The organism is Streptomyces sp. NPDC021096, from assembly GCF_040641275.1.
Classification (GTDB): Bacteria; Actinomycetota; Actinomycetes; order Streptomycetales; family Streptomycetaceae; genus Streptomyces.
In genome coordinates, this window is record NZ_JBFADG010000009.1 from 138,025 (window position 1) to 161,722 (window position 23,698).

A 23,698-nucleotide genomic window follows, 5' to 3' on the forward strand; every position below is an offset into this window, starting at 1 on the left:
TGATCATCGATGTCCGGCATTCGGACAGGCTTGGCTGATTCGCACGCACTTCTGTTTTACTTGCCCGCATGACCACGACGAGCACCCGCACCCTTGCGACCGAGGCGATGACGACGCCCGGTGCTGCTCGTTGCATGTGTCGAATGTGTGACCGCTGAGGGCCCCCGTTCTGTAGCCTCGCGCCCCGAAGCGAGACCCCGTGGACCCCGCGCCCCGGCCACCGCCGCCGGAGCCGGACCACCCGCCCCGCGTCACCAGGATTCCCCCGCACCGCGCTTTCGCGCACCCTCCGGGGGCTCCCATGCCGCGTTCCGCAATGAATGCCCGTGCCGGCACCACCACCGCCGCGCACTCGACAGTGACGGAAACCCCTGTGATCACCACTACGGGCCTGACAAAGGTCTACCGCTCAGGCGGCCGCGAGGTCACCGCCCTCGACGGCGTCGATCTGCACGTCCGTGAGGGCGAGGTGTACGGCGTCGTCGGCCAGAGCGGCGCCGGCAAGTCGACCCTCATCCGCTGCGTCAACCTCCTGGAGCGCCCCAGCTCCGGCACGGTCACCGTCGCCGGACAGGACCTGACGGCGCTGGCCGGCCGGGGTCCCCGCGCGGGCGCCGAACTGCGCCGGGCACGCAGCCGCATCGGCATGGTCTTCCAGCACTTCAACCTGCTCTCCTCGCGCACGGTGCAGAGCAACATCGAGCTGCCGCTGGAGATCCTCGGCATCTCCGGCAAGGAGCGCGAGCGCAAGGCCCTCGAGCTGCTCGACCTCGTCGGCCTCGCCGACAAGGCCAAGGCCTACCCCGCCCAGCTCTCCGGCGGCCAGAAGCAGCGCGTCGGCATCGCCCGCGCCCTGGCCGGCGACCCCAAGGTGCTGCTCTCGGACGAGTCGACCTCCGCGCTCGACCCGGAGACCACCCGCTCGATCCTCCAGCTGCTGCGCGACCTCAACCAGCAGCTCGGCCTGACCGTCCTCCTCATCACCCACGAGATGGAGGTCGTCAAGACCATCTGCGACTCCGCCGCGCTGATGAAGGGCGGCCGCGTCGTGGAGTCCGGCACCGTCTCCGAGATCCTCGCCACCCCCGGCTCCGAGCTCGCCGCCGAGCTCTTCCCCGTCGGCGGCGAGCCCTCCGGCCCCGACCGCACCGTCGTGGACGTCACCTTCCACGGCGAGGCGGCCACCCAGCCGGTGATCTCCCAGCTGTCCCGCACGTACAACATCGACATCTCGATCCTGGGCGCCGCGATGGACACCGTCGCCGGCAAGCAGGTCGGCCGGATGCGCATCGAGCTGCCCGGCCGCTTCGAGGAGAACGTCGTACCGATCGGCTTCCTGCGCGAGCAGGGCCTGCAGGTCGACGTCGCCGACTTCACCACCCCGGCACCTGCCGACGCGCTCCTGAAGGAAGGTGCCAAGTGACCTGGACCGAGATACAGCCGCTGCTGCGCGACGCCTGTCTCGACACCCTCTTCATGGTGTGGTGGTCCACCGTCTGGGCGGTCGTAGGCGGCATCCCGCTGGGCCTGCTGCTGGTCCTCACCGACCGGGGCGCCCTGCTGCAGAACGTCGTGGTGAACAAGGTCATCGGCGTGATCGTGAACCTCGGCCGGTCGCTGCCCTTCATCATCCTGCTCGTGTGGCTGATCCCCTTCAGCCGCATGATCGTCGGCACCTCCATCGGCCCCAGCGCCGCCGTCGTGGCCCTCGTCATCGGCGCCGTGCCGTTCTTCGCCCGGCTGGTGGAGACCGCGATCCGCGAGGTCGACCACGGCCTGATCGAGGCGGCCCAGTCGATGGGCGGCGGCACCTTCACCGTGATCTTCAAGGTGCTCCTCCCGCAGGCCCTGCCCTCCCTCATCGCCGGCCTGACCACCACGGTCATCGCCCTCCTCGGCTACTCCGCCATGGCCGGCGCGGTCGGCGGCGGCGGCCTGGGCAACCTCGCCATCACCTACGGCTACATGCGCCACGAGACCGGCCTGATGAACGTCACCATCGTGCTGCTCATCGCCATCGTGACGATCGTCCAGCTCGCCGGCGACCTGGCCGTACGACGCCTGACCCGGCGCAGCGGCCGCCAGGCCGCGTCCGTGGGCCTGCGCAGGCTCTGGGCCCCCGCCGTCCCCAAGCCCCGCACCGCCCCCGAGGCCGCGGAGGCCACCAAGGTCTCCTGAGCCGGGCGGCCCGCAGGGCCCCCACCCCCCACACCCACGAGCCCGGACCCTTTGCCGGGCGGCAACACCTCGTGAGAACAAGAAAGAGGCACTCTTCGTGCGTACCACCGTCAAGCTCACCGCCGCCGTCGCGGCAGCCGCCGCGCTGACCCTCGGCCTGAGCGCCTGCAGCGCCCCCTCCGACACCTCCTCCAGCAGCTCGAAGAAGGGCAAGGACGCCGACCCGGCGGCCAAGCTCGTCGTCGCCGCCAGCCCCACCCCCCACGGCGACATCCTGAACTTCGTCAGAGACAAGCTCGCCAAGGACGCCGGCCTGAACCTGGAGGTGAAGGAGTTCAACGACTACGTGCTCCCCAACACCGCCACCCAGAACGGCGACGTCGACGCGAACTTCTTCCAGCACAAGCCGTACCTCGACGACTTCAACAAGAAGAACAAGACGGATATCGTCCCCGTCGTCAACGTCGAGATCGAGCCGCTCGGCCTGTACTCCAAGAAGGGCAAGAAGGTCGGCGACCTGGGCTCCGGCTCCACCATCGCCGTCCCCAACGACGCCACCAACGAGGGCCGCGCCCTCAAGCTCCTCGCCGACAACGGCGTGATCAAGCTGAAGGACGGCGTCGGCGCCGAGGCCAAGCTCTCCGACATCGAGGACAAGAAGGGCGTGCAGTTCACCGAGCTCGAGGCCGCCCAGATCCCCTCGCGCCTGGCCGACGTGGACGCCGCCGTCATCAACGGCAACTTCGCCATCGGCGCCAAGCTCAACCCGGCCAAGGACTCCCTGGCCCTGGAGAAGGCCGAGGGCAACCCCTACGCCAACTTCCTCGCCGTGAAGAAGGGCAACGAGGGCGACCCCCGCATCGCCAAGCTCGCCAAGCTCCTCAACTCGGACGAGGTCAAGAAGTTCATCGAGGACAAGTTCAGCAACGGCGCGGTCATCCCCGCCTTCGGCGCCCCGAAGAGCTGACGGTACCTGACACTTCGTCATCAAGGCCGACCCGTACGGCCCAGGGCCCCGCGTACGCATTCGCCGTACGCGGGGCCCGGCGCTTGGCGTACCCACCCACCGATGCTGCATGCTGGTGCACCCGAGCACACCCGCAACACCCCCGAGCCCACCCGCCCCGGCGTTGGAGCAGCGCATGACTTCCACCTTTCCGGACATCTCCATCAGTACGGACCGGCTGGTGCTGCGCCCGTTCGAAGCCGGAGACATCCCCGCCCTCGCCGAGATGATGAACGACGAGCTCATCACGGCCTGGACCTCCGCCCCGTACCCCTACACCACCGCCGACGCCCGCGACTGGGCGCTGCGCCGGGCGCCCGGCGAGCGCACCTCCGGGCGCGGAATCGTCTTTGCGGTCACCGAGTTCCTCACCCACCGCCTCGTGGGCACCGTCCACCTCCGCAACACCGACTGGCGCATCCTGGCCACCGAGGCCGCCTACGCCACCGCCCCCTGGGCCCGGGGCGAGGGCTACGCCTGCGAGTCCGTCCTCGCCGTCGCCGAGTGGCTCTTCCGCGACCAGAAATTCGAACGCCTGGAACTGCGCACCGCCGCCGACAACACCGCCGCCCAGCAGGTCGCCCAGAAGACCGGCTGCGTCAGCGAGGGGGTCCTGCGCAGCGCCTGGATAGCACGCACCCGCACCGAGGACGCGGGCTGGACCGAGAACCGCACCGACCTCATCGTCTGGAGCCTGCTGCCCGAGGACCTCGACGAGGTCCGCGACTCCCCGGCCGGGGGCGGCTACGACTACGCCTCCACCTTCCCCGACTGGCGCTAGCCCCCTTCCGCCGCACAGCCCCGGCTGCGGTCCGTACCAATCGGGGTACGCTCAGCCTGCCCGTGCCGCCCCCCCGCCCGGGGGACCACCGACCCCAGACAAGCCCAGGAGACAGACGACGATGGCCGACCGGGTCACGGTGATCGGGTGGGACGGCTCACCGCTGACGGACGCGGCCCGCTCCGCCCTGGCCGCCGCCACCCTGGTGGCCGGCGCCGCCCACCACCTGGCCCTGCCCGAGGTGCCGCCCACCGCCGAGCGCATCCGGCTCGGCAGCGTCGACCTCGCCGCCCGCCGCATCGCCCAGCACCGCGGCTCGGCCGTGGTCCTCGCCGACGGCGACCCCGGCTTCTTCGGCGTCGTGCGCACCCTGCGCGCCCCCGAGCACGGACTCGAGGTCGAGGTGGTGCCCGCCGTCTCCGCCGTCGCCGCCGCCTTCGCCCGGGCCGCCATGCCCTGGGACGACGCCCAGATCGTCGTCGCCCACAGCCGCGACCTGCGACGCGCCGTCAACGTCTGCCGCGCCCACCCCAAGGTCGCCGTCCTCACCTCGCCCGGCGCCGGCCCCGCCGAACTCGCCCTCCTCCTCGGCCCCGTCCACCGCACCTTCGTCATCTGCGAGGAGCTGGGCACCGAGCGCGAACAGGTCACCGTCGTCACCTCCGACCGGGCCGCCGACCACACCTGGCGCGACCCCAACGTCGTCATCGTCATCGGCGGCTCCGGCATCCCCGCCGTGCGCACCGGCGGCTGGATCGCCGGCCGCGACCCCGGCTACCCGCCGGCCGTACGGGGCTGGGCCCTGCCCGCCGCGGCGTACGGCTCCGGGCTCGGCGAGGGCGAGTCGACCGAACTGCGCGCCGCCCAACTCGCACGGCTCGGGCCGCGCGTCGGCGACCTCGTCTGGGACATCGGCTCCGGCAGCGGCGCGGCGGCCGTGGAGGCCGCCCGCTTCGGCGCCGCCGTCATCGCCGTCGACCGCGACCCCGAGGCCTGCCGGCGCACCGCCGCGGCGGCCCGGCACCACGGCGTGCAACTCCAGGTCGTCCAGGGCACCGCACCCCAGGTCCTGGAGGACCTCCCCGAGCCCGACGTCATCCGCGTCGGCGGCGGTGGAGCCCCCGTCGTCGCCGCCTGCGCCGACCGCCGCCCCGAGCGCATCGTCGCCCACGCCGCCACCCGCGACCAGGCCGAGGCCATCGGCCGCGCCCTCGCCGAGGGCGGGTACGCCGTGGAGTGCACGCTGCTCCAGGCGGTGGAGTTGGACACAACCGCCTGGTCCGAGCGCGAGCGCGCCGTAGCCTTCTTGCTGAGTGGCCGTCGTACACACCCCTGAGGGCCGGGGGCCGGGCGGAGGGTAGGCTGGCGGATCGTTGTTGCAAGCCGCTCGGTGTCCGACACCACAGTCGTCAATGCTCCGAACGCACCCCCCGCTTGGCGCGTACAGGGCAGGGTGACACCGGACGGCACACAACGTGCCGCGAGGCATCCACGCTCGTTCTTGTCTATGGGCGTGAGCGGTTGGAAGGAGCACTACCGATGGGCGAGGGGTACGCATGACCGACACCGGCCGGTTCCCGGACGAGGGACAGCCGGAGAACGCAGGCGCACTGCCCGGCCACCCGCTTCCCGCGGACGCCGCAGCCCCTGCCGACACCGGAGTCCCGACGGCGCCCCCGGCGCCCGCCGCACCCCCTGCGCCCACCGCGCCCACCGCGCCCTCGACGTACGCCTTCCTCGAGAACGACGCCGCCGACGAGGACGACCTCCTGCTGATGCCGGGCGCCCAGGGCGCCTGGATGGAGCAGCCGGCGCCCCAGGGCGGTACGCACGAGACGGGCGGCCGCGACACGGGTTCGCTCGACTACACGGGCGTGCGCACCCCGCCGCCGGGCCAGGCCCCCGCGGCCGCCGCGCCGCCGCGCCGCCCGCTGCACATGGGCCCGCCCGTGCCCGACCCCTCCAACGGCGTCGTCCTCTCCCTCGCCGACCGCGGCCCGGCCGCCCCCCAGCAGCCCGCCGGCTCCCCGCAGGTCGCGGGCGTCGAGTACCTCGACGCACCGCCCGTCCCGGGCGCCGACGACACGGCGCCCCCCATGGCCTTCGTACCGCCGCAGAACACCGGTGTCGCCACGCAGGCGGCGCCCGCACCCGCGGTGGGGCACGACATACTCGCCGAACCCCAGACCGCGCCGGAGCCTGAGCCGGTGTCAGCGGTCGCGGTGTCCGCGGAGAGCCCTGCCGCGCAGGCCGTGCCCGGCCAGCGGGAGCCCGAGGCCGCCGCCGTCGCCGAGCCGCAGGCCGTGCCCGTGCCGGCCGCCGCGCCCCAGCCGCAGACGGCGGCCGTGGAGCCCGCCGTTCCGGCGCCCGCCGAACCGCAGCCGCAGCCGCCGGTCGGGGGCGTGGCCCCCGGCGCGGCACAGGCGTTCGTCGACCGCCTGGTGCCGAACCTCGCCGCGCAGCCCCCGGCTCAGGCACCGGCGCCCACTCCGGCCCCGGCCGCACCCGTGGACCCGCAGCCCGAGGCGCCGGTCGCCGTCGAGGAACCCCTGACGCCCGCACAGGACCCGGCCGCGGCCGTGCCCCCGGCTCCGGTCGCCGAAGAGGCGGCCGTGCCCGAGCCGCAGGCCGTCGTCGAGCAGCCCGCGCCCGAGGCGCCGGTCGCGGAGGCCGTCGAGCCCGTCGCGGTGGCGGCAGCTGACGCCCCGTCCGCACCCGAGCAGCACGACGTGGCCGTCGCGCCGGTCGCGACGCCGGCCGTGGACGCCGAGCAGCCCGCGCCCGTCCAGGCCGTCGTCGAGGCGGAACCGGCCCCGGCCGAGCCCGAGCCCGAGCCCGTCCCCGAGACCGTCCCGGCCCCGGCCGAGCCGGTGGCGGCCGCACAGCCCACGCCGGCCCCGGTCGTCGAGGCGCCCGTCGCACCGGCCCCCGACCAGCAGGTGCCCGCCCCGGCCCCCGTGGTCGAGGCCCCGATGGCCGAGGTTCCGATCGTGCCGGCCCCGGCCGTGGAGGTGCCCGCCGAGGCGCCGGTCGAGCCCGCGCCCGAGGCCCCCGTCGCCGAGGAGCAGCCCCCGGCCCCCGCCGAGGAGCCCGCGCCGCAGGCCGCCGCCCCCGAGGAGGCGGCTGCCGAGGAGACGGCTCCTGAGGAGGCGGCTCCCGAAGAGGTGGCCCCCGCCCCCGCGGTGCCCGCGCAGGGCGTCCCGGAGCAGGACCAGGTCCCCGCCCCGGTCCCCGCCGAGGAGACGCCGGCCGCCCAGGCCCCGGCGCCCGAGCCGGAGCCGGAAGCGGTCCCCGAGCCCGTACACATCCACCTGGTCCCGGCCGAGGCGGCCCCGGAGGACGAGGCGGCTCCGGCGGCCGACACCACGTCCGCCGACGAAGGCGAAGCCGCCGAGGCCGAGCCGCAGCCCGAGCCCGAGCCGCTGGGCCCCCCGGCCGTCGGCTACGACGAGGCCGAGCGGGCCGCCGTCCACCGTGTCATCAGGGAGCGGCGCGACATCCGCAAGGGGTTCCGTACCGACCCCATCCCGCACGAGGTGCTGCTGCGCGTCCTGGAGGCCGCGCACACCGCGCCCAGCGTCGGCCACTCCCAGCCCTGGGACTTCGTCGTCATCCGCTCCGAGGAGACCCGGCGGACGATGCACGAGCTGGCCGCCCGCCAGCGCGAGGCCTACGCCAAGTCCCTCCCCAAGGCCCGGGCCAAGCAGTTCAAGGAACTGAAGATCGAGGCCATCCTCGACACCCCGGTCAACATCGTCGTCACCGCCGACCCCACCCGCGGCGGCCGGCACACCCTCGGCCGGCACACCCAGCCGCAGATGGCGCCGTACTCCTCCGCGCTCGCCGTGGAGAACCTCTGGCTCGCCGCGCGCGCCGAGGGCCTCGGCGTCGGCTGGGTCAGCTTCTTCGACGAGCGCGAGATGGTCCGCGCCCTCGGCCTCCCGGAGCACCTCGAGGTCGTCGCCTACCTCTGCATCGGCTACGTCGACGAGTTCCCCGACGAGCCCGAGCTGATGCAGGCCGGCTGGTCCAAGCGCCGCCCGCTGTCCTGGGTCGTCCACGAGGAGGAGTACGGGCGCCGCGCCCTGCCCGGCGAGGACCCCCACGACCTGCTCGCCGAGACCCTGCGTGGTATCCGCCCGCTGGACGCCAAGGCGCTCGGCGAGGCGTGGGAGCGCCAGAAGCGGATGACCAAGCCGTCCGGCGCGCTCGGCATGCTGGAGATCATCTCCGCGCAGCTGTGCGGACTGTCCCGCAAGTGCCCGCCGCCGATCCCGGAGCCCGCGGCCGTCGCGATCTTCGCCGGGGACCACGGCGTGCACGCCCAGGGCGTCACGGCGTGGCCCCAGGAGGTCACCTCGCAGATGGTGGCCAACTTCCTGGGCGGCGGGGCCGTGTGCAACGCCTTCGCCAACCAGGTCGGCGCCGAGGTCTGCGTCGTGGACGTGGGCGTCGCGGCCGAGCTGCCCAGCACGCCCGGCCTGCTGCCCCGCAAGATCCGGCCCGGCACGACCGACTTCACCACCGGTCCCGCGATGACCCGTGAGGAGGCCCTGCAGGCCCTCGAGGTGGGCATCGAGACGGCCCGCGACCTGGTCACGGCCGGCAACAAGGCGCTGCTCACGGGCGAGATGGGCATCGCCAACACCACGGTGTCGGCAGCCCTCATCTCCGTCTTCACCGGAGCCGACCCGGCCGAGATCACCGGCCGCGGCACCGGCATCAACGACGAGATGCACGCCCGCAAGATCGACGTCGTACGCCGTGCGCTGGAGCTGCACAAGCCGGACCCGAAGGACCCGATCGGCGTGCTCGCCGCGATCGGCGGCCTGGAGCACGCCGCGCTCGTCGGCCTGATCCTGGGCGGCGCGTCCCTGCGTACGCCGGTGATCCTCGACGGCGTCAGCGCCGGCGCCGCGGCCCTGGTCGCCCGCGCCATCGCCCCCGAGGCGCTGGCGGCGTGCGTCGCCGGCCACCGCAGCGCCGAGCCCGGTCACGTCGCGGCCCTCACCAAGCTGGGCCTGCGCCCGCTGGTGGACCTCGACCTGCGGCTGGGCGAGGGCACGGGGGCGTTGCTGGCGCTGCCCATCGTGCAGAGCGCTGCGCGGGCGATGCATGAGGTCGCCACGTTCGACGCTGCGGGCGTGGCCGAGAAGAGCTGACGCCCGGTGGGCACGGCGGGACGACGGGCCGGTGCGGCCCGGTGGTCCCGTTGTGCCCACCCGTTCCGCCCTGCGGAACGACTGCCCACAACACGCGTCACGCCCCTTAAGGTGTCCTCACCAGCGCATTCGTACGAGGAGACCTGCCCATGGCCGAGCACGCCGAAGTCGCCGCCTACCCCGTCGGACTGCGCCTGGCCGGGCGCCGCGTCGTCGTCCTGGGTGCCGGCCAGGTCGCACAGCGCCGGCTGCCCGCCCTGATCGCCGCCGGCGCCGACGTGCTGCTCGTCTCCCCCTCCGCCACCCCCTCCGTCGAGGCCATGGCCGAGGCGGGCGAGGTCCGCTGGGAACGCCGCCGCTACCGCGACGGCGACCTGGACGGCGCCTGGTACGCCCTGATCTCCACCGACGACCCCGCCGCCAACGACGCCGCGTCCGCCGAGGCCGAGGCCCGCCGCGTCTGGGCCGTGCGCAGCGACGACGCCGCTGCCGCCTCCGCCTGGACGCCGGCCACCGGCCGCGGCGCGGGGGTGACCGTCGCCGTCCTGACCGGCCAGGACCCGCGCCGCTCCGCCGCCGTGCGCGACGCCATCGTCGAGGGGCTGCGCGACGGTTCGCTGACGGCCCCGCACTTCCGGGACCGGGCCAAGGGCGTGGCCCTGGTCGGCGGCGGCCCCGGCGACCCCGACCTGATCACCGTCCGCGGCCGCAGGCTGCTGGCCGAGGCCGACGTGGTCATCGCCGACCGCCTCGGCCCCCGCGACCTCCTGGACGAGCTGCCGCCGCACGTCGAGGTGATCGACGCGGCGAAGATCCCGTACGGCCGGTTCATGGCCCAGGAGGCCATCAACAGCGCCCTCATCGAGCACGCCAAGGCCGGCAAGGCCGTCGTCCGCCTCAAGGGCGGGGACCCGTTCGTGTTCGGACGCGGCATGGAAGAGGTCCAGGCCCTGGCGGAGCACGGCATCCCGTGCACCGTGGTGCCCGGCATCTCCAGCTCGATCAGCGTGCCGGGCGCGGCCGGAATCCCCGTCACCCACCGTGGTGTGGCCCATGAGTTCACCGTGGTCAGCGGCCATGTCGCACCGGACGACCCGCGCTCGCTCGTGGACTGGGAGGCGATCGCGCGCCTGCGCGGCACGCTCGTGCTGCTGATGTCGGTCGAGAACATCGGCGCGATCGCCGCGGCCCTCATGCGGCACGGACGCGCGGCCGACACCCCCGTGGCCGTGGTGCAGGAGGGCACCACCGCGGCCCAGCGCCGCGTGGACGCCACCCTCGCGACCGCGGGGGAGCGGGTGAAGGCGCAGGGCATACGCCCGCCGGCCGTCATCGTGATCGGCGACGTGGTGACGTCGGGCCCGGAGCCGACCGGAGAATAGTCCCCGTACCCGCACCACCGTTTCGCACAGCACGCACCACCCGCACCAGGACAAGGCAGCAGCTCCCATGGCCGAACTCATCACCATTGACGACCCCGACGACCCGCGCCTGCACGACTACACGGGCCTGACGGACGTGGAGCTGCGACGCCGCCGGGAGCCCGCGGAGGGCCTGTTCATCGCCGAGGGCGAGAAGGTGATCCGGCGGGCCCACCAGGCCGGCTACGCCATGCGGTCGATGCTGCTGACGGCCAAGTGGATCGAGGTGATGCGGGACGTCATCGAGGAGAGCCCCGCCCCCGTCTACACCGTGACGCCCGACCTGGCCGAACGGGTGACGGGCTATCACGTCCACCGCGGCGCGCTCGCGTCCATGCAGCGCAAGCCGCTGCCCGAGGCGGGCGAGGTGCTGCGGGACGCACGCCGCGTCGCCGTCCTCGAGAGCCTCGTGGACCACACCAACATCGGTGCGATCTTCCGTAGCGCGGCGGCGCTCGGCATGGACGCGGTCCTGCTCTCCCCGGACTGCGCGGACCCGCTGTACCGGCGCTCGGTGAAGGTCTCCATGGGCGCCGTCTTCTCCGTGCCGTACGCGCGCCTGGAGACCTGGCCCCAGGACCTGGAGACCGTGCGCGAGGCGGGCTTCCGGGTCCTCGCCCTCACCCCGGCCGAGCAGGCCACCTCCATGGACGAGGCGGCGCCGCACCGGCTGGAGCGGGTGGCGCTCATGCTGGGCGCGGAAGGCGACGGCCTGTCGCCCCGCGCGCTGCGGGCTGCCGACGAGTGGGTCCGCATCCCGATGGCCCACGGAGTCGACTCGCTCAACGTGGGCGCGGCGGCGGCAGTGGCGTTCTACGCGGTCACGACGGGCCGCCCGACGGCGTAACGGGGCCCGCGCTACCGCGCGGTGCCCTCGACCGCCGGCCGGGCTCCCTCGGGGAGCCCCTCCGGGGACGGAGGACCGGGGTCCGGGGCGGAGACGCGGGAAACGGTGGCCGGCAGGTCGCCCATGCTGCGGGCGGGGCCCTGGCAGCCCTGGGCGGCCGCGATGCCGAGGGCGACCAGCAGGGTCACCACCACGAAGACGATCAGGCGCTGACGCAGTAGCTTGCGGTCCGGCCCCGGGCGCCGTACCGCCGGGCGCGGTCGCCGGCCCGGGCGGGCGGGGCCCCGGTCGCCCGTGGCCTGGCCGCCGCCGCGCTGCGGCACGGGACGCCCGTCGGGCACCCGGCCACCGCCGGCCCGGGCGCCGGCCCCCTGCGGGGCATGCGCACCGGGGGAGCCGTGATGGCCGTGCGGCGCGTGCGGCCGCGGCGTGGGCGCGCCGCCGGGGCGGCGCTCGGTGCGCTGACGCTCGTACTCCGCCGCCCGCCGTGCCGAGGGACGGTCCGGCTCGCGGCGGGGGGACGGCGGCCGGCCCTCGCCGATCCCATGGGCCTCGCGCGCGGCGATCTCCTTCAGCCGCAGCGACAGCTGCAGCGTGCTCGGCCGCTCCTCCGGATCCTTGGCCAGACACGCGTGCACCAGCGGGGCGAGCGCGTCCGGTACGCCCATGAGCTGCGGTTCCTCGTGCACGACCCGGTAGAGCATGACCTCCGAACTGCCCTGCCCGAACGGAGAGTCGGCGGTCGAGGCGTAGACGAGGGTCGCGCCGAGCGCGAAGACGTCCGTGGCGGGGGTGACGGCGGCGCCCCGCACCTGCTCGGGCGCGAGGAAGCCGGGGGAGCCGACGGCCGTGCCGACGTGCGTGAGGGTGCTCGCCCCGGTGGCCCAGGCGATGCCGAAGTCGATGATGCGGGGGCCCTTGGGGGAGAGCAGGATGTTCGACGGCTTGAGGTCGCGGTGGACCACCCCCGCGTCGTGCACCGCCAGCAGGCCCTCGGCCAATGCGGCCCCGATGGAGGCCGTCTGAGCCGCCGACAGCGGCCCTTCCTCGTTCACCTTGTCGTGGAGCGAGGGCCCCGGGACGTACTGCGTGGCGAACCAGGGACGGTCCGCCTCCAGGTCCGCGGCCACCAGCCGCGCCGTACAGCCGCCGCGGATCCGCCGGGCGGCGGACACCTCGCGCGCGAAGCGGGAGCGGAACTCCTGGTCCTCGGCCAGGTCCGGCCGGATCACCTTCAGCGCGACGCGCTGGCCCCGCCGGTCGGAGCCGAGGTAGACCACGCCCATGCCGCCCGCGCCCAGCCGCCGGTGCAGCCGGAACGAGCCGACGACACGCGGGTCCTCGCGCCGGAGCCGCATCATCGTCATCTTCGTCCCCTACCTCCGGTGGGGCTGCCCCACGTAGCTTCCCGGCGTCTGACGTGGCACAGCTTACGGATTGACGGACGGTCGCGCTCAGAGGCCGCGCATGCGTCGGCGAGTGGATTGTCGGTGCCCGGCGGGGCGCCCGCGGCCCGGTCCGCGGGCGTCGGCGGCAGGTCACGGGCGCGCGGGCCGCCTCCCAAGGGGCCGCTGCCGAAGGGGGATTGACGGGGCGACGGGTGATCGGAGGGCGGCGGACGCGCGGGGGAGCGACCCGACTCGAACGTATGAAGCGGTGGTGGGCGGGGCCGCCCGGCGGGTGGAGACGGTCGCCCGCCGGAGTGGGCCGGAAGTGAGCGAAGTCACCGGTCCCCCCTCCGGGAAGACCCCAAGGCCAGGGGGGCCGGTCTCCACCCAGGGGAGTACCCCCGGGGCGCCACCCTCATCCTCCGGGAGAACCGGCAAGCGGTACGAGGGCATGACGCCCGCAAGGGGCCCCGCGCCTAGGGTTGAGGACAAGCGGCGGGCACGACACTCGTCCCCCGAGGCCAGGTGCCCGCCGCTCCACACATGGAGGGAGCGGGACGATGGCGCACATCGCGGGACGTACGGGCCACCGGGCGCACGGCCACCGGGCCACGGACGTCTTCGGCGAGCGCCCGGCCTCCACCCGCCATCCACTGGTCGCGGCCGCCATGGTGCTGCCGCTGGCCGCCTTCCTGGCGGTCGTCTTCGGCGGCTGGGACGCCGTCGTCCTCCAAGCGTCGTCCGTGGCCGGAATGCTGGGGCGCTGAGCGCCTCCCCGGCCCGGGAGAGCGGCCCGGGCCGGATGGCAGACCGGCCATAACCCCGTGGGGACGGGGGTGCGGCGGACGGCACGACGAGCCGGGTACCTGGGGAGGTACCCGGCCGTCGCGTTTGTCGGGGCAGGCCCGGACACCGGACGCGGACATACGAAAACGACCGGTGGCCGGAGCTCGAAGCCCCGGCCACCGGCCGAACAGTGTGCGCGATACTGGGATTGAACCAGTGACCTCTTCCGTGTCAGGGAAGCGCTCTCCCGCTGAGCTAATCGCGCGGGGAGGCCCGTGAGGACCTCGGTGGACGATACTGGGATTGAACCAGTGACCTCTTCCGTGTCAGGGAAGCGCTCTCCCGCTGAGCTAATCGTCCGGGACGCTGCGTGCGCGATACTGGGATTGAACCAGTGACCTCTTCCGTGTCAGGGAAGCGCTCTCCCGCTGAGCTAATCGCGCGGGAAGGTCCATGAGGACCCTGGTGGACGATACTGGGATTGAACCAGTGACCTCTTCCGTGTCAGGGAAGCGCTCTCCCGCTGAGCTAATCGTCCTTGGAGGTGGAGACGGGATTTGAACCCGTGTAGACGGCTTTGCAGGCCGTTGCCTCGCCTCTCGGCCACTCCACCAGGAGTGCGGGGGTTCGGGAAGATCCCCCAACTCGAGCGGACGACGAGACTCGAACTCGCGACATCCACCTTGGCAAGGTGGTGCTCTACCAACTGAGCTACGTCCGCATTTGTCTTTCCGGCCCGCTTCCGCGTCCCGGCGACGTGTTGAACTTTAGCGGATTCCGGCGCCAGCTCAAATTCCGTTTGCCCAGCATGCTGCGCTGATCGTTCACGGGGACGCCTCGCGGAGGACTCCCGCGCACCGCTCGCCCGTCTCCCGCACGGCTCGCAGACGATCTCCACGGGTGCCGCCATAGACTCGATGACGTGCACAGCCTCCCCCCGACGATCTCCCCGATGGCCCGCTTCGGCGGCCTCCTCGCCACCGATCTGCGCGATGTGACCAGCGACCCGGCGGCCCTGGATTCCACCGGCTGGTGGGCCGTGGTCGCGGACTTCGAGGGACACCTCACCTGTGCCCGCTTCGGCGACGTACGCCCCGCCCCGGCCCCCGCGCCCGTGCCGGACGGCTGGCGCGGCCCCGCGCCGGAGGACTGGACCAGCTCCCTGGACCGGGCCGCCTACACCGCGGGCGTACGGCGCATACGCGAGCACATAGCGGCCGGCGAGGTCTACCAGGCCAACCTCTGCCGCGTGCTCAGCGCGCCCCTGCCCGACCCGGCCGCCGCCGACGTGGACGCCCTCACCGCCCTCCTCGCCCGGGGCAACCCCGCCCCCTACGCGGGAACGGTCCGGCTGCCCGCCCACGGCGTGGAGGTGGCCACCGCCTCCCCCGAGCTCTATCTGCGCCGCGACGGGCGCACCGTGGAGTCCGGCCCCATCAAGGGCACCGGCCGGACCGCCGAGGACCTGCTGGAGAAGGACCACGCCGAGAACGTGATGATCGTGGACCTGGTCCGCAACGACCTCGGGCGCGTCTGCGCCACCGGCACCGTCACCGTCCCCGCCCTGTGCGCGCTCGAACAGCACCCGGGCCTGGTCCACCTCGTCTCCACCGTCCGCGGCGAGCTCGACGAGCGGGCCGGCTGGGCCGAGCTGTTCGCCGCCACCTTCCCGCCCGGCTCGGTGACCGGAGCCCCCAAGGCCAGCGCCCTGGGGATCATCGAGGCCCTGGAGACCGCGCCGCGCGGCCCGTACTGCGGCGGCGTCGGCTGGGTCGACGCGGACCGGGGCACCGGCGAGCTGGCCGTCGGCATCCGCACGTTCTGGATCGACCGGGCGGCCACCGGCGGCCCGGTGCTGCGCTTCGGCACCGGCGCCGGCATCACCTGGGGCTCCGACCCGGAGCGGGAGTGGGCCGAGACCGAACTGAAGGCGTCCCGGCTCCTCGCGATAGCGTCGGCGGCACAGCAGCCGCTAGGAGGGACGAAACGGTGAGAATCTGGTTCAACGGCGCACTGTGTGACGCCGACAGTGCCCAGCTCTCGGTCTTCGATCACGGGCTCACGGTCGGCGACGGTCTCTTCGAGACGCTCAAGACCACCGACGGCCGGCCCTTCGCCATGACCCGTCACCTCGCCCGCCTCACCGCCGGCGCCCGCGGCCTGGGCCTGCCCGAGCCGGACCTGGACGAGATCCGCCGGGCCTGCGCGGCGGTGCTCGACGCCAACCCCATGCCGCTCGGCCGGCTGCGCATCACCTACACAGGCGGCGTCTCCCCGCTCGGCTCGGACCGGGGCACGGCGACGCCGACCCTCGTCGTCGCCCTCGCCGAGACCTCCCGCTACGCCGACACCACCGCCGCCGTCACCGTCCCCTGGACCCGCAACGAGCGCGGCGCGCTGGCCGGCCTGAAGTCCACCTCGTACGCCGAGAACGTCGTCGCCCTCGCCCGGGCCAGGGAACAGGGCGCCACCGAGGCGCTGTTCGCCAACACCGTCGGCGCGCTCTGCGAGGGCACCGGATCCAACGTCTTCGTCGTCCTCGACGGAGAGCTGCACACCCCGCCGCTCTCCTCCGGCTGTCTGCCCGGCATCACCCGCGCCCTGGTCGTGGAGTGGACGGGCGCGAAGGAGACCGACCTGCCCCTCGACGTCCTGGACCGCGCCGAGGAGATCTTCCTGACCTCCAGCCTGCGCGACGTGCAGGCCGTCCACACCCTCGACGGCCGTCAACTGCCCGGCGCCCCGGGCCCGGTGACCGCCAAGGCCATGCGGATCTTCGACGAGCACGCCACCGCGGACCTCGATCCGTAAACAGGGTGACGCGGGGCCGCGGGGCCGGTACAACACGAACGTGACCACCACCCTGCGGCCCACCGCACCCGAACAGCGCACCGACGACGGCGGCCGGTCCCGCTCGTACGAGGTCTGCGTCAACGCCCGGCCCGTCGGCAGGATCGACCTCGCCACGGACCCGCGCTTCGGGCCCGGCTTCGGGCTGATAGCCCACCTCGCCATCGACGAGCGCGACCGGCACCGCGGCCGCGGCACGGTGGCCGCGCTCGCCGCCGAGGAGGTGCTGCGCGGCTGGGGGTGCGCGCAGATCACGGTGAGCGTCCCGGCGGGTGCGGCCACCGCCCTGGCGCTGGCGGGCGCGCTCGGCTACGTCGAACGCAACCGCAACATGAGCAAGCCGCTGGCCGCCGCGCCCGAGCTGCCGGCGGGCAGCGCCGCCCGCCCCATGACCGAGGCGGAGTTCGAGCCGTGGCAGCGGACGGCGAAGGCCAGGTACGCCGAGAGCTGGGTGGAGCGCGGCGTGACCCGCGACCGGGCCGAGGCCAAGGCCCGGGCCGACCACGCCGCGCTGCTGCCCGCCGGCGCGGCCACCCCCGGCGCGGCGCTGCGCGTCCTCGCGCACGACGGCGCCGACGTGGGCACCCTGTGGCTGTCGCTGCCCGGCGGCGAGGACGGCTTCGTCTTCGGCGTCGAGGTCGACGCCCGCCACCGCGGCCGGGGCCACGGCCGCACCCTGATGCTGCTCGCCGAGCGCGAGAGCCTGGCGGCCGGGGCCCGGGCCCTCGGACTCAACGTCTTCGCCGACAACACCCCGGCCCTGGGGCTGTACGCGTCACTGGGCTACGAGCCCACGCAGATCCACCTGTACAAGGTGCTGCACTAGCCGGTCAGGCCGGGTCGGCGCCGTCCTGGCCGGCCAGCAGCCGGTCGACGATCTCCTCGATGCGCTCCCGCAGCCCCTCCTGGCTCTTGCCGCCGTCCAGCCGCTCGCCGTCGATGACGTACGTGGGCGTGCCGGTCACCCCGATCGCCTTGCCCTCGGCCTGGTCGGCGTCGACGATCAGCATGTGGCGCCCGTCGATCAGCGCGGTGTCCACCTCTTCGGCGTCCAGGCCCAGCTCGCCGGCGATCTCCGTCAGCAGCCGCTCGCCCCGGGCGCCGAGCTCCTCGGTGCGGGCCAGCACCGCCTCGGCGTACGGCCACGCCTGCCCCTGCTCGGCGGCCTCCTCGGCGGCCTGTGCGGCGGCGTAGGCGTGCTTGTGCTTCTCCAGCGGGAAGTGCCGCAGCCGGATCTCGAGCCGGTCGCCGTAGCGGGCGCGCAGCGCGTGCAGGTCGTCCAGGGCCCGGTGGCAGTCGGGGCACTGCAGCTCGCACCAGACGTCCAGCACGGGGCGGACGGGGCGGGGGGTGTCGCTATTGCTCATGGGGCCAGTCTTCCAGCCCGTACGCACAGCGGTGAGCTCGGTCCGTGGGTGGAGGCGACCCTGAGGCGACCCGGAGTTCTCCCCGATCTCCCGGCCGGTCGTGGCACCGTCCGCCGCGGCAGGTGCAGGATGGATGCAGGAGCCACCATCGGCAGGAGGACCGGATGCTGACCTCGACCGTATGCGCCGCGGTGTCCGCGGCCGGCCTGGGCATCGCCCTGCTGACGGCCTACCGCAAGCGCTTCCGCAGTGCCGCACGGATAGCGGCCTGGTCCCTGATCCCCGTCGGCCTCGTCATGACGGGCATCGTCGACTGGGTCACGGACCTGGTGTTCAAGCCCACCGTCTGGGCCGGCTTCGGCGTGCTCGCGCTCTCCGCGCTTCTGTTCATGATCACTCGGGCCGCCGACCGCCGCACCGGCGGCACCCGCAAGCAGCGCCGGGAGGCCGCGGCCGGCGAGCGGGGCGCCGCGGTGGCCCCGGCCGCCTCCGCGCCCTCGCTCGGCCCGGCCCGTACGGCGGACCGCCCCAAGAGCAGGGGGACGCGGGGCTCGGGCGGCGGGGAAGAGGACTTCTCCGATATCGAAGCGATCCTCAAAAAACACGGAATCTGAACAACTCCCCCTCACGAGTGACACGTTGGTGAGTCCGCCCGGCGGGGCTGCGCCATGATCTGTCGGAGATGAACGACGAACCGGCCCAGATCACCGACGAGCCGCGCGGCTGTCTGTTCGCTCTCTCCCAGCCGCCGCTCATGTTTTTTCTCGCCTTCATCGCGACACTGATCCTCGTGACCGCCGTGCACGACCTCTACCGGTGGTGAGGGGCGCCCACCACCCGCCGCCCGTCAGTCCGAGGCCCCCCGGCGGCGCGCCCGGTAGGCGGCGACGTGGAGCCGGTTCCCGCAGGTGCGGCCGTCGCAGTAGCGGCGCGACCGGTTGCGGGACAGATCGACGAAGGCGCGCCCGCAATCCGGTGCCTCGCAGCGCCGCAGCCGCTCGCGCTCGCCCTCCACCAGCAGGAACGCCAGCGCCATGCCGCCGTCGGCCGCCAGGTGCTCGGCCAGCGAGGCGCCGGGCGCGAAGTAGTGCACATGCCAGTCGTAGCCGTCGTGGTCGGTGAGCCGGGGCGTGGTGCCCGCCTGGGCCACCAGCGCGTTGAGCAGCTCCGCGGCCTGCCGGGTCTCCGTGGCGTCGAACACCTGGACGATCCGGTCGCGTATGGACCGCACGGCGGCCAGGTCCGGCTCGCCGAGGGTGTCGATGCCGCTGATGTCGTGGCGCTCGACGAAGCCCTCCAGCGCGCCCAGGGCGTCGAGGTCCATGTTCAGCAGATCGACGATGGCGTCGAGCGTGCACCGGGTGTCGTGATTGATCAGCACGGAACGTTTCGCTCCCTGGCCGGATGGAGGTAGGGCGGCAAGTGTTCGACCGCGGGGAGCAGACTCTAGCGGCTCCGCAACGCGACGGCGCCGTCGCCCGCGGTGGATCCGCGGCGACGGCGCCGTCGTCGTGCCGTATGCGAGATGTCCGGATGTGGCGCGCGGCCTCCCCGAGTGGGCCGGCGCGCCCGGATCAGCTCCGGCCCGGCATTAGCTCTCCGCCAGGATGTGGGAGAGCTCGGTGTCCAGATCGAAGTGACGGTGTTCGGTGCCCGGTGGAACCGCGGCGTCGGTCCGCTTCAGGAACGACTCCAGGGCCCGGGCCGGGGCCTCCAGCAGGGCTTCGCCCTCCGGCGAGCTCAGGGCGATGCAGACGACGCCCTGGCCGTGGCTGCGGGAGGGCCAGACGCGGACGTCGCCGGTTCCGGTGGGCCGGTGCAGGCCCTCCGCGAGCAGGTCCCGGGCGAAGACCCACTCGACCGTCTCTTCGGCTCCGGTGTGGAAGGTGGCGTGCACGGCATAGGGATCGGCCGTGTCGTACCGCAGGCCTGCGGGTACAGGCAGTGAGGATTCGCTCGACACAACGAGGCGCAGGTGCAGCTCGCAGCTGACCGTGGTGTTCATAAGCGCCAGGGCCTTTCGCTCAGTGTGCGCTCGGGGATTCGCACGTCGGCGAAATCGACATGCCACCTACGGTGCCGTTGTAAACCCCTCTGACCGTTTTGAGGTCGTTCGTATACCTCGTACGGCCCAGTCGTCGCGGCGCACGTACGGCCGAACCGGTGACTTCGGGACCGTCGGGTACGTTGGGCCGTATGAACGCGGAGAGTGACGAGAAGAGACCCGCCGCTGCGGACGGTACCGACGAGCCCGAAAAGCCCCTCGGCTCCCGGGCCCCCCACTTCGTCAAGCGGTCCCGGACCCTGCACCTGAGCTGGCAGGTGGGCGTCTTCGTCGTCGGCCTGGCCGTCGTCGCCGCCGGGATCGTCATGCTGCCCCTGCCCGGCCCCGGCTGGCTGGTGATCTTCGGCGGCATGGCCATCTGGGCGACCGAGTTCGTCTGGGCCCAGCTGGTGCTCCGCTGGACCAAGCGCAAGGTCACCGAGGCTGCCCACCGCGCCCTCGACCCCAAGGTCCGGCGCCGCAACATCACGCTCACCGTGATCGGGCTCGTCATCGTCGCCGCGCTCGTCGGCGTCTACGTCGCCAAGTACGGCATCGAGATGCCCTGGAAGGTGTCCCGCTGACCACCGCCCGGCCCCTGACCAGGCACGGGTGGTTCTGGGCACCGCCTGACATGCGGTAATGTTTGCGGTGCGCCCGGGCGATTAGCTCAGCGGGAGAGCGCTTCGTTCACACCGAAGAGGTCACTGGTTCGATCCCAGTATCGCCCACATCACACCGAGGGTCCGCGAGGTACACACTTCGCGGACCCTCGGTTTTTCCGTCCCCGGAGAGGGGCTCGGGGGCCCGCCGGAAAGCACCCCCGGACGGGATTTGAACGAGACCCGCCGCGACCTGTATTGTTCAGTGCGTTCCCGGGGGAAACCCCGAGACACTCCCGGGCGATTAGCTCAGCGGGAGAGCGCTTCGTTCACACCGAAGAGGTCACTGGTTCGATCCCAGTATCGCCCACATGTCCGGAAGGCCGGCCCATCAACTGATGGGCCGGCCTTCCGCGTTGCCGTCCCTTCCTCATGCCCCGAGCCACCCCTACGCCGCGGCCGGCAGCCCCGGCCGCAGCGGCCATGCCGGATCGCACTCCTCGTCCGAGCCGTTGCGCGCGAACCATGCCTGCAGCCCCCGCGCCTGCGCCGCGTGCCACACCGCCTGCCGCGTGTGCAGCTCCGCCGGGCTCAGCCGCTCCAGACGCGAGGCGAACCGGCGCCCCACCGCCCGCACGACCTCCATCGCGGCCGTCGCGTCCGCCGCCGCGTCATGCGCCTCCGCCAGCTCCACCCCGTACTGCGCACACAGATCCGACAGCGTGCGACGGCCCTTGCGGTAGCGGTCCAGATGCTTGTCCAGCACCCACGGGTCCATCACGCACAGCGCCCCGCCCCCCAGGTACGACGCCAGCGTCGACGCCCGGTGCCGGCGCAACTCCCGGTCCAGCAGCGTCAGATCGAACGGCGCGTTCATCACGACCAGCGGTATGCCCCGTGCCGCGTGCCCCGCCAGGGCGCGCGCCACCTCCTCCATCACCGGCGCCGGCCACCGGCCGTACCGCTGCAGATGCTCATCCCCCAGCCCGTGTATGGCAGTCGCCTCCGCGGGCACGGGCACCCCCGGATTCACCAGCCAACGGGTGGCCATCGGCGAGGCCCCCGCCTGCGACTGCGTCACGAAAGCCGCCGAGACGATCCGGTCGCGCTCCACGTCGACCCCGGTCGTCTCGGTGTCGAAGGCGGCCAACGGCCCCTCGAACCAGCACTGCATGACACAACTCCTCGCGCTTGTACGGCAAATGGCGTGTTTCCCCTCCCCGCTCAGGTGATACCCGGCCACCCCGTCGCCCGAACCGCCGCTGTTTGCCGGGTAGTTCGCGTGGAGACAACACAGATGTACGACCCAAAAACCGGCGAGCCCGGAAGGTATTTCGGACATGGCGCTCGCTCAGCCCGACCCGGCCACGCCCACGAGCAGCCGGCCGCCCGGGCCGATGGCACCACCGCGCGGCACCCTCGCCACCACCGCGTGCATGGAGACCCTCCAGGTCGGCTATCTGCACGCCGTCGCGGCCGCCGCCGGCTGCTCCCTCGCCCAGCCCTTCCCCGACAACGGCATCGACTGGCACGTCAGCCACAGCGCCCCCGGCCACACCGCCGACGACGAGGTCACCATCAAGGTCCAGCTCAAGAGCACCTACCAGCTGGGACCCCTCACCCCCGCGCCCTCACCCGCCCCCCGCCCGCCGCGCCACCTGGCCGCCCACGCCCCCGCACACCCGCCGGAGCCCCGCCCTCCGCTGACGCCGGCCCCCTTCCCGCCCCCGGGGCCGACCTTCGCCTTCACCCTCGACAACGACCACCTGGCCAAGCTCGCCCGCACCCCTGTGTCGGTCCACAAGATCCTCGTCGTGATGATCGTGCCGCGCGCCCGGGACGACTGGCTGCGGGCCGGCCACGACCACCTCGCACTGCGGCACTGCTGCTACTGGACCAACCTCGCCGGCCACCCCGTCACCGGCCGGCGCAGGACCACCGTGCGGATCCCGACCTCTCGCGTCTTCGACGACCGCGCACTCTGCGAGATCATGACCCGGGTCGGGGCGGGAGGGAGACCCTGATGCACCGGCCGACCCAAGACCCCCGGCACCACCCCGACCCCGCCGTCCTCGGCGCCCTCCTGGCGCGCCACGGCTGGCGCCGGCGCGGGGGAGAGCCCGGGCGCTACAGCCGCTGGACCCCGCCCGAGGGCACCGGCACCAGCCTCCTCGTGCCGGTCGGCCGCGCCTTCCCCGACAGCGCCGACCTGCTCGCCGAGGCCCTCACCGCCCTCGAGCGCAGCGCCGCGCCCTCTGCCCGCGACATCCTCCTGGCCCTGCACCGGCCCAGCGACGAGATCCGCTGGTGGCGGGAGATCCCCGAGCCCGGGGCCCCGGCCGCCGCGTGGAGCGCCCAGGAACGCCTGCGGTCCGGCGCCCGCGCCCTCCTGCTCGCCGGAGCCCTGGCCGCCCGTGGCCGGGCCGGCTACCACGGAGCCCGCAGCCGCCGGCAGGCCGAGGCGGCCCTGGACCCCCTGCTGGTCGGGCCCGACCCCGAAGGCCGCCGGCTCACCGTCTTCGTCCCGGTCGAGCCCCCGGTCGGCGCCGTCACCGAGGGCGGCCGCCCCCTGGTGACCGCGCTGCTGCGCGCCCTGCAGGCGGCCCGGGACGCCACCGACTACCAGCGCGCCACCGGCCGCCCCGACGCCTTCGACGCCGCGGTCGAGGCCGGGGTGTCCCAGGAGCTCACCGAGGCCCTCGTCGCCCTGGTCGGCGGCGCGCAGGGGATACGCGTCGGAGTGGAGTGGGCCCCGGCCGCGGGCCCGCCCGAGGGCTTCGCCGCCCGCCCGGAACCCGTCGAGTTCTCCCCGGGCGACCTGCCCGCGCTGCGCGAGGCCGGCGCCCGGTACGTACGGGACGAGCCCTCGGTGCCCGTACGGCTGACCGCGACCGTGGTCCGCATGCGCCGCGAGGCGCCCGGCGGGCCGGGCACGGTGCGGCTGCGCGTCCTGACCGGCGCGGACGTCACCCAGGTACGGGCCACCCTCGCCGAGGACGACTACCGCATCGCCGGCCACGCCCACCTCGCCGGGCTCGCCGTCACCGTCAGCGGACGGCTGGAGAGCCGGGCCGGCTTCCGCCGGCTGGCCGACGCCGGCGGCGTGCTGCCCGTCCGGGTCGACGAGGCGGAGCGGGACCGGCTGCTGAAGTCCCTGCACGAAAACCTCGACCAGTTCGCGGAGAAGCACGACGCCGGATGACGGACCCTGGATAACCGTTTAGCGACCAGTGCGCCGGGCTCGGTACGATTCAGGCGCGCAGTGA

22 protein-coding genes and 8 tRNA genes are annotated in these 23,698 nt (G+C 73.6%); 19 read left to right on the top strand and 11 right to left on the bottom strand.

The window, feature by feature from the left end; genetic code table 11:
* Positions 1-373 precede the first annotated feature (373 nt).
* From AB0G59_RS15565 to AB0G59_RS15600, 8 genes are all read left to right on the top strand, one after another.
* Positions 374-1,423 carry an ATP-binding cassette domain-containing protein gene (locus tag AB0G59_RS15565; protein WP_071965248.1) on the top strand — a complete coding sequence of 350 codons (1,050 nt, stop codon included), beginning with the start codon at positions 374-376 and terminating at the stop codon, positions 1,421-1,423.
* Positions 1,420-2,178 carry a methionine ABC transporter permease gene (locus tag AB0G59_RS15570; protein ID WP_360911774.1) on the top strand — a complete coding sequence of 253 codons (759 nt, stop codon included), beginning with the start codon at positions 1,420-1,422 and terminating at the stop codon, positions 2,176-2,178. Before AB0G59_RS15565 ends, AB0G59_RS15570 begins: the two co-directional genes overlap by 4 nt.
* A gap of 97 nt (positions 2,179-2,275) precedes the next feature.
* Positions 2,276-3,145 carry a MetQ/NlpA family ABC transporter substrate-binding protein gene (locus AB0G59_RS15575; protein ID WP_360911776.1) on the top strand — a complete coding sequence of 290 codons (870 nt, stop codon included), beginning with the start codon at positions 2,276-2,278 and terminating at the stop codon, positions 3,143-3,145.
* A 175-nt stretch (positions 3,146-3,320) separates the two neighbouring features.
* On the top strand, positions 3,321-3,965 hold the full coding sequence (locus AB0G59_RS15580; protein ID WP_360911778.1) for a GNAT family N-acetyltransferase: 645 nt from the start codon (positions 3,321-3,323) through the stop codon (positions 3,963-3,965).
* A 121-nt stretch (positions 3,966-4,086) separates the two neighbouring features.
* Complete coding sequence (cbiE, locus tag AB0G59_RS15585; RefSeq protein ID WP_360911780.1) at positions 4,087-5,301, top strand: precorrin-6y C5,15-methyltransferase (decarboxylating) subunit CbiE; 1,215 nt, start codon at positions 4,087-4,089, stop codon at positions 5,299-5,301.
* A 220-nt stretch (positions 5,302-5,521) separates the two neighbouring features.
* On the top strand, positions 5,522-9,127 hold the full coding sequence (gene cobT / locus AB0G59_RS15590) for a nicotinate-nucleotide--dimethylbenzimidazole phosphoribosyltransferase (RefSeq protein WP_360911782.1): 3,606 nt from the start codon (positions 5,522-5,524) through the stop codon (positions 9,125-9,127).
* 149 nt (positions 9,128-9,276) lie between these two features.
* Positions 9,277-10,509: a uroporphyrinogen-III C-methyltransferase gene (gene cobA, locus AB0G59_RS15595; RefSeq protein WP_360911784.1), complete on the top strand. Its 1,233-nt coding sequence runs from the start codon at positions 9,277-9,279 to the stop codon at positions 10,507-10,509.
* 67 nt (positions 10,510-10,576) lie between these two features.
* Positions 10,577-11,395: an RNA methyltransferase gene (locus tag AB0G59_RS15600; RefSeq protein ID WP_071966246.1), complete on the top strand. Its 819-nt coding sequence runs from the start codon at positions 10,577-10,579 to the stop codon at positions 11,393-11,395.
* An 11-nt stretch (positions 11,396-11,406) separates the two neighbouring features.
* On the opposite strand, the gene AB0G59_RS15605 is transcribed toward AB0G59_RS15600, so the two are convergent.
* A complete protein-coding gene (locus tag AB0G59_RS15605) occupies positions 11,407-12,762 on the bottom strand; it encodes a serine/threonine-protein kinase (protein ID WP_360911786.1) in 1,356 nt (451 codons plus the stop codon).
* A gap of 581 nt (positions 12,763-13,343) precedes the next feature.
* Between AB0G59_RS15605 and AB0G59_RS15610 the strand changes: the two genes are divergently transcribed.
* On the top strand, positions 13,344-13,550 hold the full coding sequence (locus AB0G59_RS15610; protein ID WP_360911788.1) for a hypothetical protein: 207 nt from the start codon (positions 13,344-13,346) through the stop codon (positions 13,548-13,550).
* 212 nt (positions 13,551-13,762) lie between these two features.
* Here the strand turns inward: AB0G59_RS15610 and AB0G59_RS15615 are convergent.
* From AB0G59_RS15615 to AB0G59_RS15640, 6 genes are all read right to left on the bottom strand, one after another.
* Positions 13,763-13,834: transfer RNA gene (locus AB0G59_RS15615), tRNA-Val, on the bottom strand.
* 23 nt (positions 13,835-13,857) lie between these two features.
* Positions 13,858-13,929 (bottom strand) — tRNA-Val (locus AB0G59_RS15620).
* Between the two features lie 11 nt (positions 13,930-13,940).
* A tRNA-Val gene (locus tag AB0G59_RS15625) sits at positions 13,941-14,012 on the bottom strand.
* Positions 14,013-14,032: 20 nt separating this feature from the next.
* Positions 14,033-14,107, bottom strand: a tRNA-Val gene (locus tag AB0G59_RS15630).
* A 1-nt stretch (position 14,108) separates the two neighbouring features.
* Positions 14,109-14,182: transfer RNA gene (locus AB0G59_RS15635), tRNA-Cys, on the bottom strand.
* A 35-nt stretch (positions 14,183-14,217) separates the two neighbouring features.
* Positions 14,218-14,290 (bottom strand) — tRNA-Gly (locus AB0G59_RS15640).
* Between the two features lie 231 nt (positions 14,291-14,521).
* Here AB0G59_RS15640 and AB0G59_RS15645 point away from each other — a divergent pair.
* From AB0G59_RS15645 to AB0G59_RS15655, 3 genes are read left to right on the top strand one after another with little or no spacing between them, the layout of a single operon-like run.
* A complete protein-coding gene (locus AB0G59_RS15645; protein ID WP_360911894.1) occupies positions 14,522-15,562 on the top strand; it encodes a chorismate-binding protein in 1,041 nt (346 codons plus the stop codon).
* Positions 15,559-16,380 (top strand): aminodeoxychorismate lyase, encoded by an 822-nt coding sequence (locus AB0G59_RS15650; protein ID WP_360911790.1) that lies wholly within the window; start codon positions 15,559-15,561, stop codon positions 16,378-16,380. Before AB0G59_RS15645 ends, AB0G59_RS15650 begins: the two co-directional genes overlap by 4 nt.
* 40 nt (positions 16,381-16,420) lie before the next feature.
* Positions 16,421-17,245 carry a GNAT family N-acetyltransferase gene (locus tag AB0G59_RS15655; protein WP_360911792.1) on the top strand — a complete coding sequence of 275 codons (825 nt, stop codon included), beginning with the start codon at positions 16,421-16,423 and terminating at the stop codon, positions 17,243-17,245.
* 4 nt (positions 17,246-17,249) lie between these two features.
* Here AB0G59_RS15655 and AB0G59_RS15660 read toward each other — a convergent pair whose 3' ends face one another.
* The gene (locus tag AB0G59_RS15660) at positions 17,250-17,786 is read right to left on the bottom strand and encodes a DsbA family protein (protein WP_360911794.1); all 537 of its coding nucleotides are present in this window, start codon (positions 17,784-17,786) and stop codon (positions 17,250-17,252) included.
* A 164-nt stretch (positions 17,787-17,950) separates the two neighbouring features.
* On the opposite strand from AB0G59_RS15660, the gene AB0G59_RS15665 reads away from it, so the two are divergent.
* The gene (locus AB0G59_RS15665; protein WP_071966239.1) at positions 17,951-18,400 is read left to right on the top strand and encodes a hypothetical protein; all 450 of its coding nucleotides are present in this window, start codon (positions 17,951-17,953) and stop codon (positions 18,398-18,400) included.
* A 68-nt stretch (positions 18,401-18,468) separates the two neighbouring features.
* Positions 18,469-18,609, top strand: coding sequence for a hypothetical protein (locus AB0G59_RS15670; protein ID WP_177338528.1), 141 nt, complete (start codon positions 18,469-18,471; stop codon positions 18,607-18,609).
* A gap of 24 nt (positions 18,610-18,633) precedes the next feature.
* On the opposite strand, the gene AB0G59_RS15675 is transcribed toward AB0G59_RS15670, so the two are convergent.
* Positions 18,634-19,167: a CGNR zinc finger domain-containing protein gene (locus AB0G59_RS15675; protein ID WP_360911797.1), complete on the bottom strand. Its 534-nt coding sequence runs from the start codon at positions 19,165-19,167 to the stop codon at positions 18,634-18,636.
* 210 nt (positions 19,168-19,377) lie between these two features.
* Positions 19,378-19,791, bottom strand: coding sequence for an SsgA family sporulation/cell division regulator (locus AB0G59_RS15680; protein WP_003959770.1), 414 nt, complete (start codon positions 19,789-19,791; stop codon positions 19,378-19,380).
* A gap of 191 nt (positions 19,792-19,982) precedes the next feature.
* Here AB0G59_RS15680 and AB0G59_RS15685 point away from each other — a divergent pair, with 191 nt between their 5' ends.
* The 3 genes from AB0G59_RS15685 (at position 19,983) to AB0G59_RS15695 (ending at position 20,802) form a co-directional block, all read left to right on the top strand.
* On the top strand, positions 19,983-20,414 hold the full coding sequence (locus tag AB0G59_RS15685) for a TIGR02611 family protein (RefSeq protein WP_360911799.1): 432 nt from the start codon (positions 19,983-19,985) through the stop codon (positions 20,412-20,414).
* A gap of 75 nt (positions 20,415-20,489) precedes the next feature.
* Positions 20,490-20,561: transfer RNA gene (locus AB0G59_RS15690), tRNA-Val, on the top strand.
* A 169-nt stretch (positions 20,562-20,730) separates the two neighbouring features.
* Positions 20,731-20,802: transfer RNA gene (locus tag AB0G59_RS15695), tRNA-Val, on the top strand.
* Positions 20,803-20,880: 78 nt separating this feature from the next.
* Here the strand turns inward: AB0G59_RS15695 and AB0G59_RS15700 are convergent.
* Complete coding sequence (locus AB0G59_RS15700; RefSeq protein WP_360911801.1) at positions 20,881-21,606, bottom strand: 3'-5' exonuclease; 726 nt, start codon at positions 21,604-21,606, stop codon at positions 20,881-20,883.
* Positions 21,607-21,772: 166 nt separating this feature from the next.
* Between AB0G59_RS15700 and AB0G59_RS15705 the strand changes: the two genes are divergently transcribed.
* Positions 21,773-22,456 carry a DUF4365 domain-containing protein gene (locus AB0G59_RS15705; RefSeq protein ID WP_360911803.1) on the top strand — a complete coding sequence of 228 codons (684 nt, stop codon included), beginning with the start codon at positions 21,773-21,775 and terminating at the stop codon, positions 22,454-22,456.
* Positions 22,456-23,634 (top strand): hypothetical protein, encoded by a 1,179-nt coding sequence (locus AB0G59_RS15710; RefSeq protein ID WP_360911805.1) that lies wholly within the window; start codon positions 22,456-22,458, stop codon positions 23,632-23,634. Before AB0G59_RS15705 ends, AB0G59_RS15710 begins: the two co-directional genes overlap by 1 nt.
* Positions 23,635-23,698: the final 64 nt, after the last annotated feature.

What these genes read in the sequence shown, in the direction of transcription:
- AB0G59_RS15645 (WP_360911894.1), top strand. Translation starts at nt 14,522, where the DNA reads ATGGCCCGCTTCGGCGGCCTCCTCGCCACCGATCTGCGCGATGTGACC.
- AB0G59_RS15680 (WP_003959770.1), bottom strand. Translation starts at nt 19,791, where the DNA reads ATGAACACCACGGTCAGCTGCGAGCTGCACCTGCGCCTCGTTGTGTCG.
- AB0G59_RS15610 (WP_360911788.1), top strand. Translation starts at nt 13,344, where the DNA reads ATGGCGCACATCGCGGGACGTACGGGCCACCGGGCGCACGGCCACCGG.
- cbiE (WP_360911780.1), top strand. Translation starts at nt 4,087, where the DNA reads ATGGCCGACCGGGTCACGGTGATCGGGTGGGACGGCTCACCGCTGACG.
- AB0G59_RS15670 (WP_177338528.1), top strand. Translation starts at nt 18,469, where the DNA reads ATGAACGACGAACCGGCCCAGATCACCGACGAGCCGCGCGGCTGTCTG.
- AB0G59_RS15700 (WP_360911801.1), bottom strand. Translation starts at nt 21,606, where the DNA reads ATGCAGTGCTGGTTCGAGGGGCCGTTGGCCGCCTTCGACACCGAGACG.
- cobA (WP_360911784.1), top strand. Translation starts at nt 9,277, where the DNA reads ATGGCCGAGCACGCCGAAGTCGCCGCCTACCCCGTCGGACTGCGCCTG.
- AB0G59_RS15660 (WP_360911794.1), bottom strand. Translation starts at nt 17,786, where the DNA reads ATGAGCAATAGCGACACCCCCCGCCCCGTCCGCCCCGTGCTGGACGTC.
- cobT (WP_360911782.1), top strand. Translation starts at nt 5,522, where the DNA reads ATGACCGACACCGGCCGGTTCCCGGACGAGGGACAGCCGGAGAACGCA.
- AB0G59_RS15710 (WP_360911805.1), top strand. Translation starts at nt 22,456, where the DNA reads ATGCACCGGCCGACCCAAGACCCCCGGCACCACCCCGACCCCGCCGTC.
- AB0G59_RS15665 (WP_071966239.1), top strand. Translation starts at nt 17,951, where the DNA reads ATGCTGACCTCGACCGTATGCGCCGCGGTGTCCGCGGCCGGCCTGGGC.
- AB0G59_RS15580 (WP_360911778.1), top strand. Translation starts at nt 3,321, where the DNA reads ATGACTTCCACCTTTCCGGACATCTCCATCAGTACGGACCGGCTGGTG.
- AB0G59_RS15705 (WP_360911803.1), top strand. Translation starts at nt 21,773, where the DNA reads ATGGCGCTCGCTCAGCCCGACCCGGCCACGCCCACGAGCAGCCGGCCG.
- AB0G59_RS15685 (WP_360911799.1), top strand. Translation starts at nt 19,983, where the DNA reads ATGAACGCGGAGAGTGACGAGAAGAGACCCGCCGCTGCGGACGGTACC.
- AB0G59_RS15600 (WP_071966246.1), top strand. Translation starts at nt 10,577, where the DNA reads ATGGCCGAACTCATCACCATTGACGACCCCGACGACCCGCGCCTGCAC.
- AB0G59_RS15605 (WP_360911786.1), bottom strand. Translation starts at nt 12,762, where the DNA reads ATGACGATGATGCGGCTCCGGCGCGAGGACCCGCGTGTCGTCGGCTCG.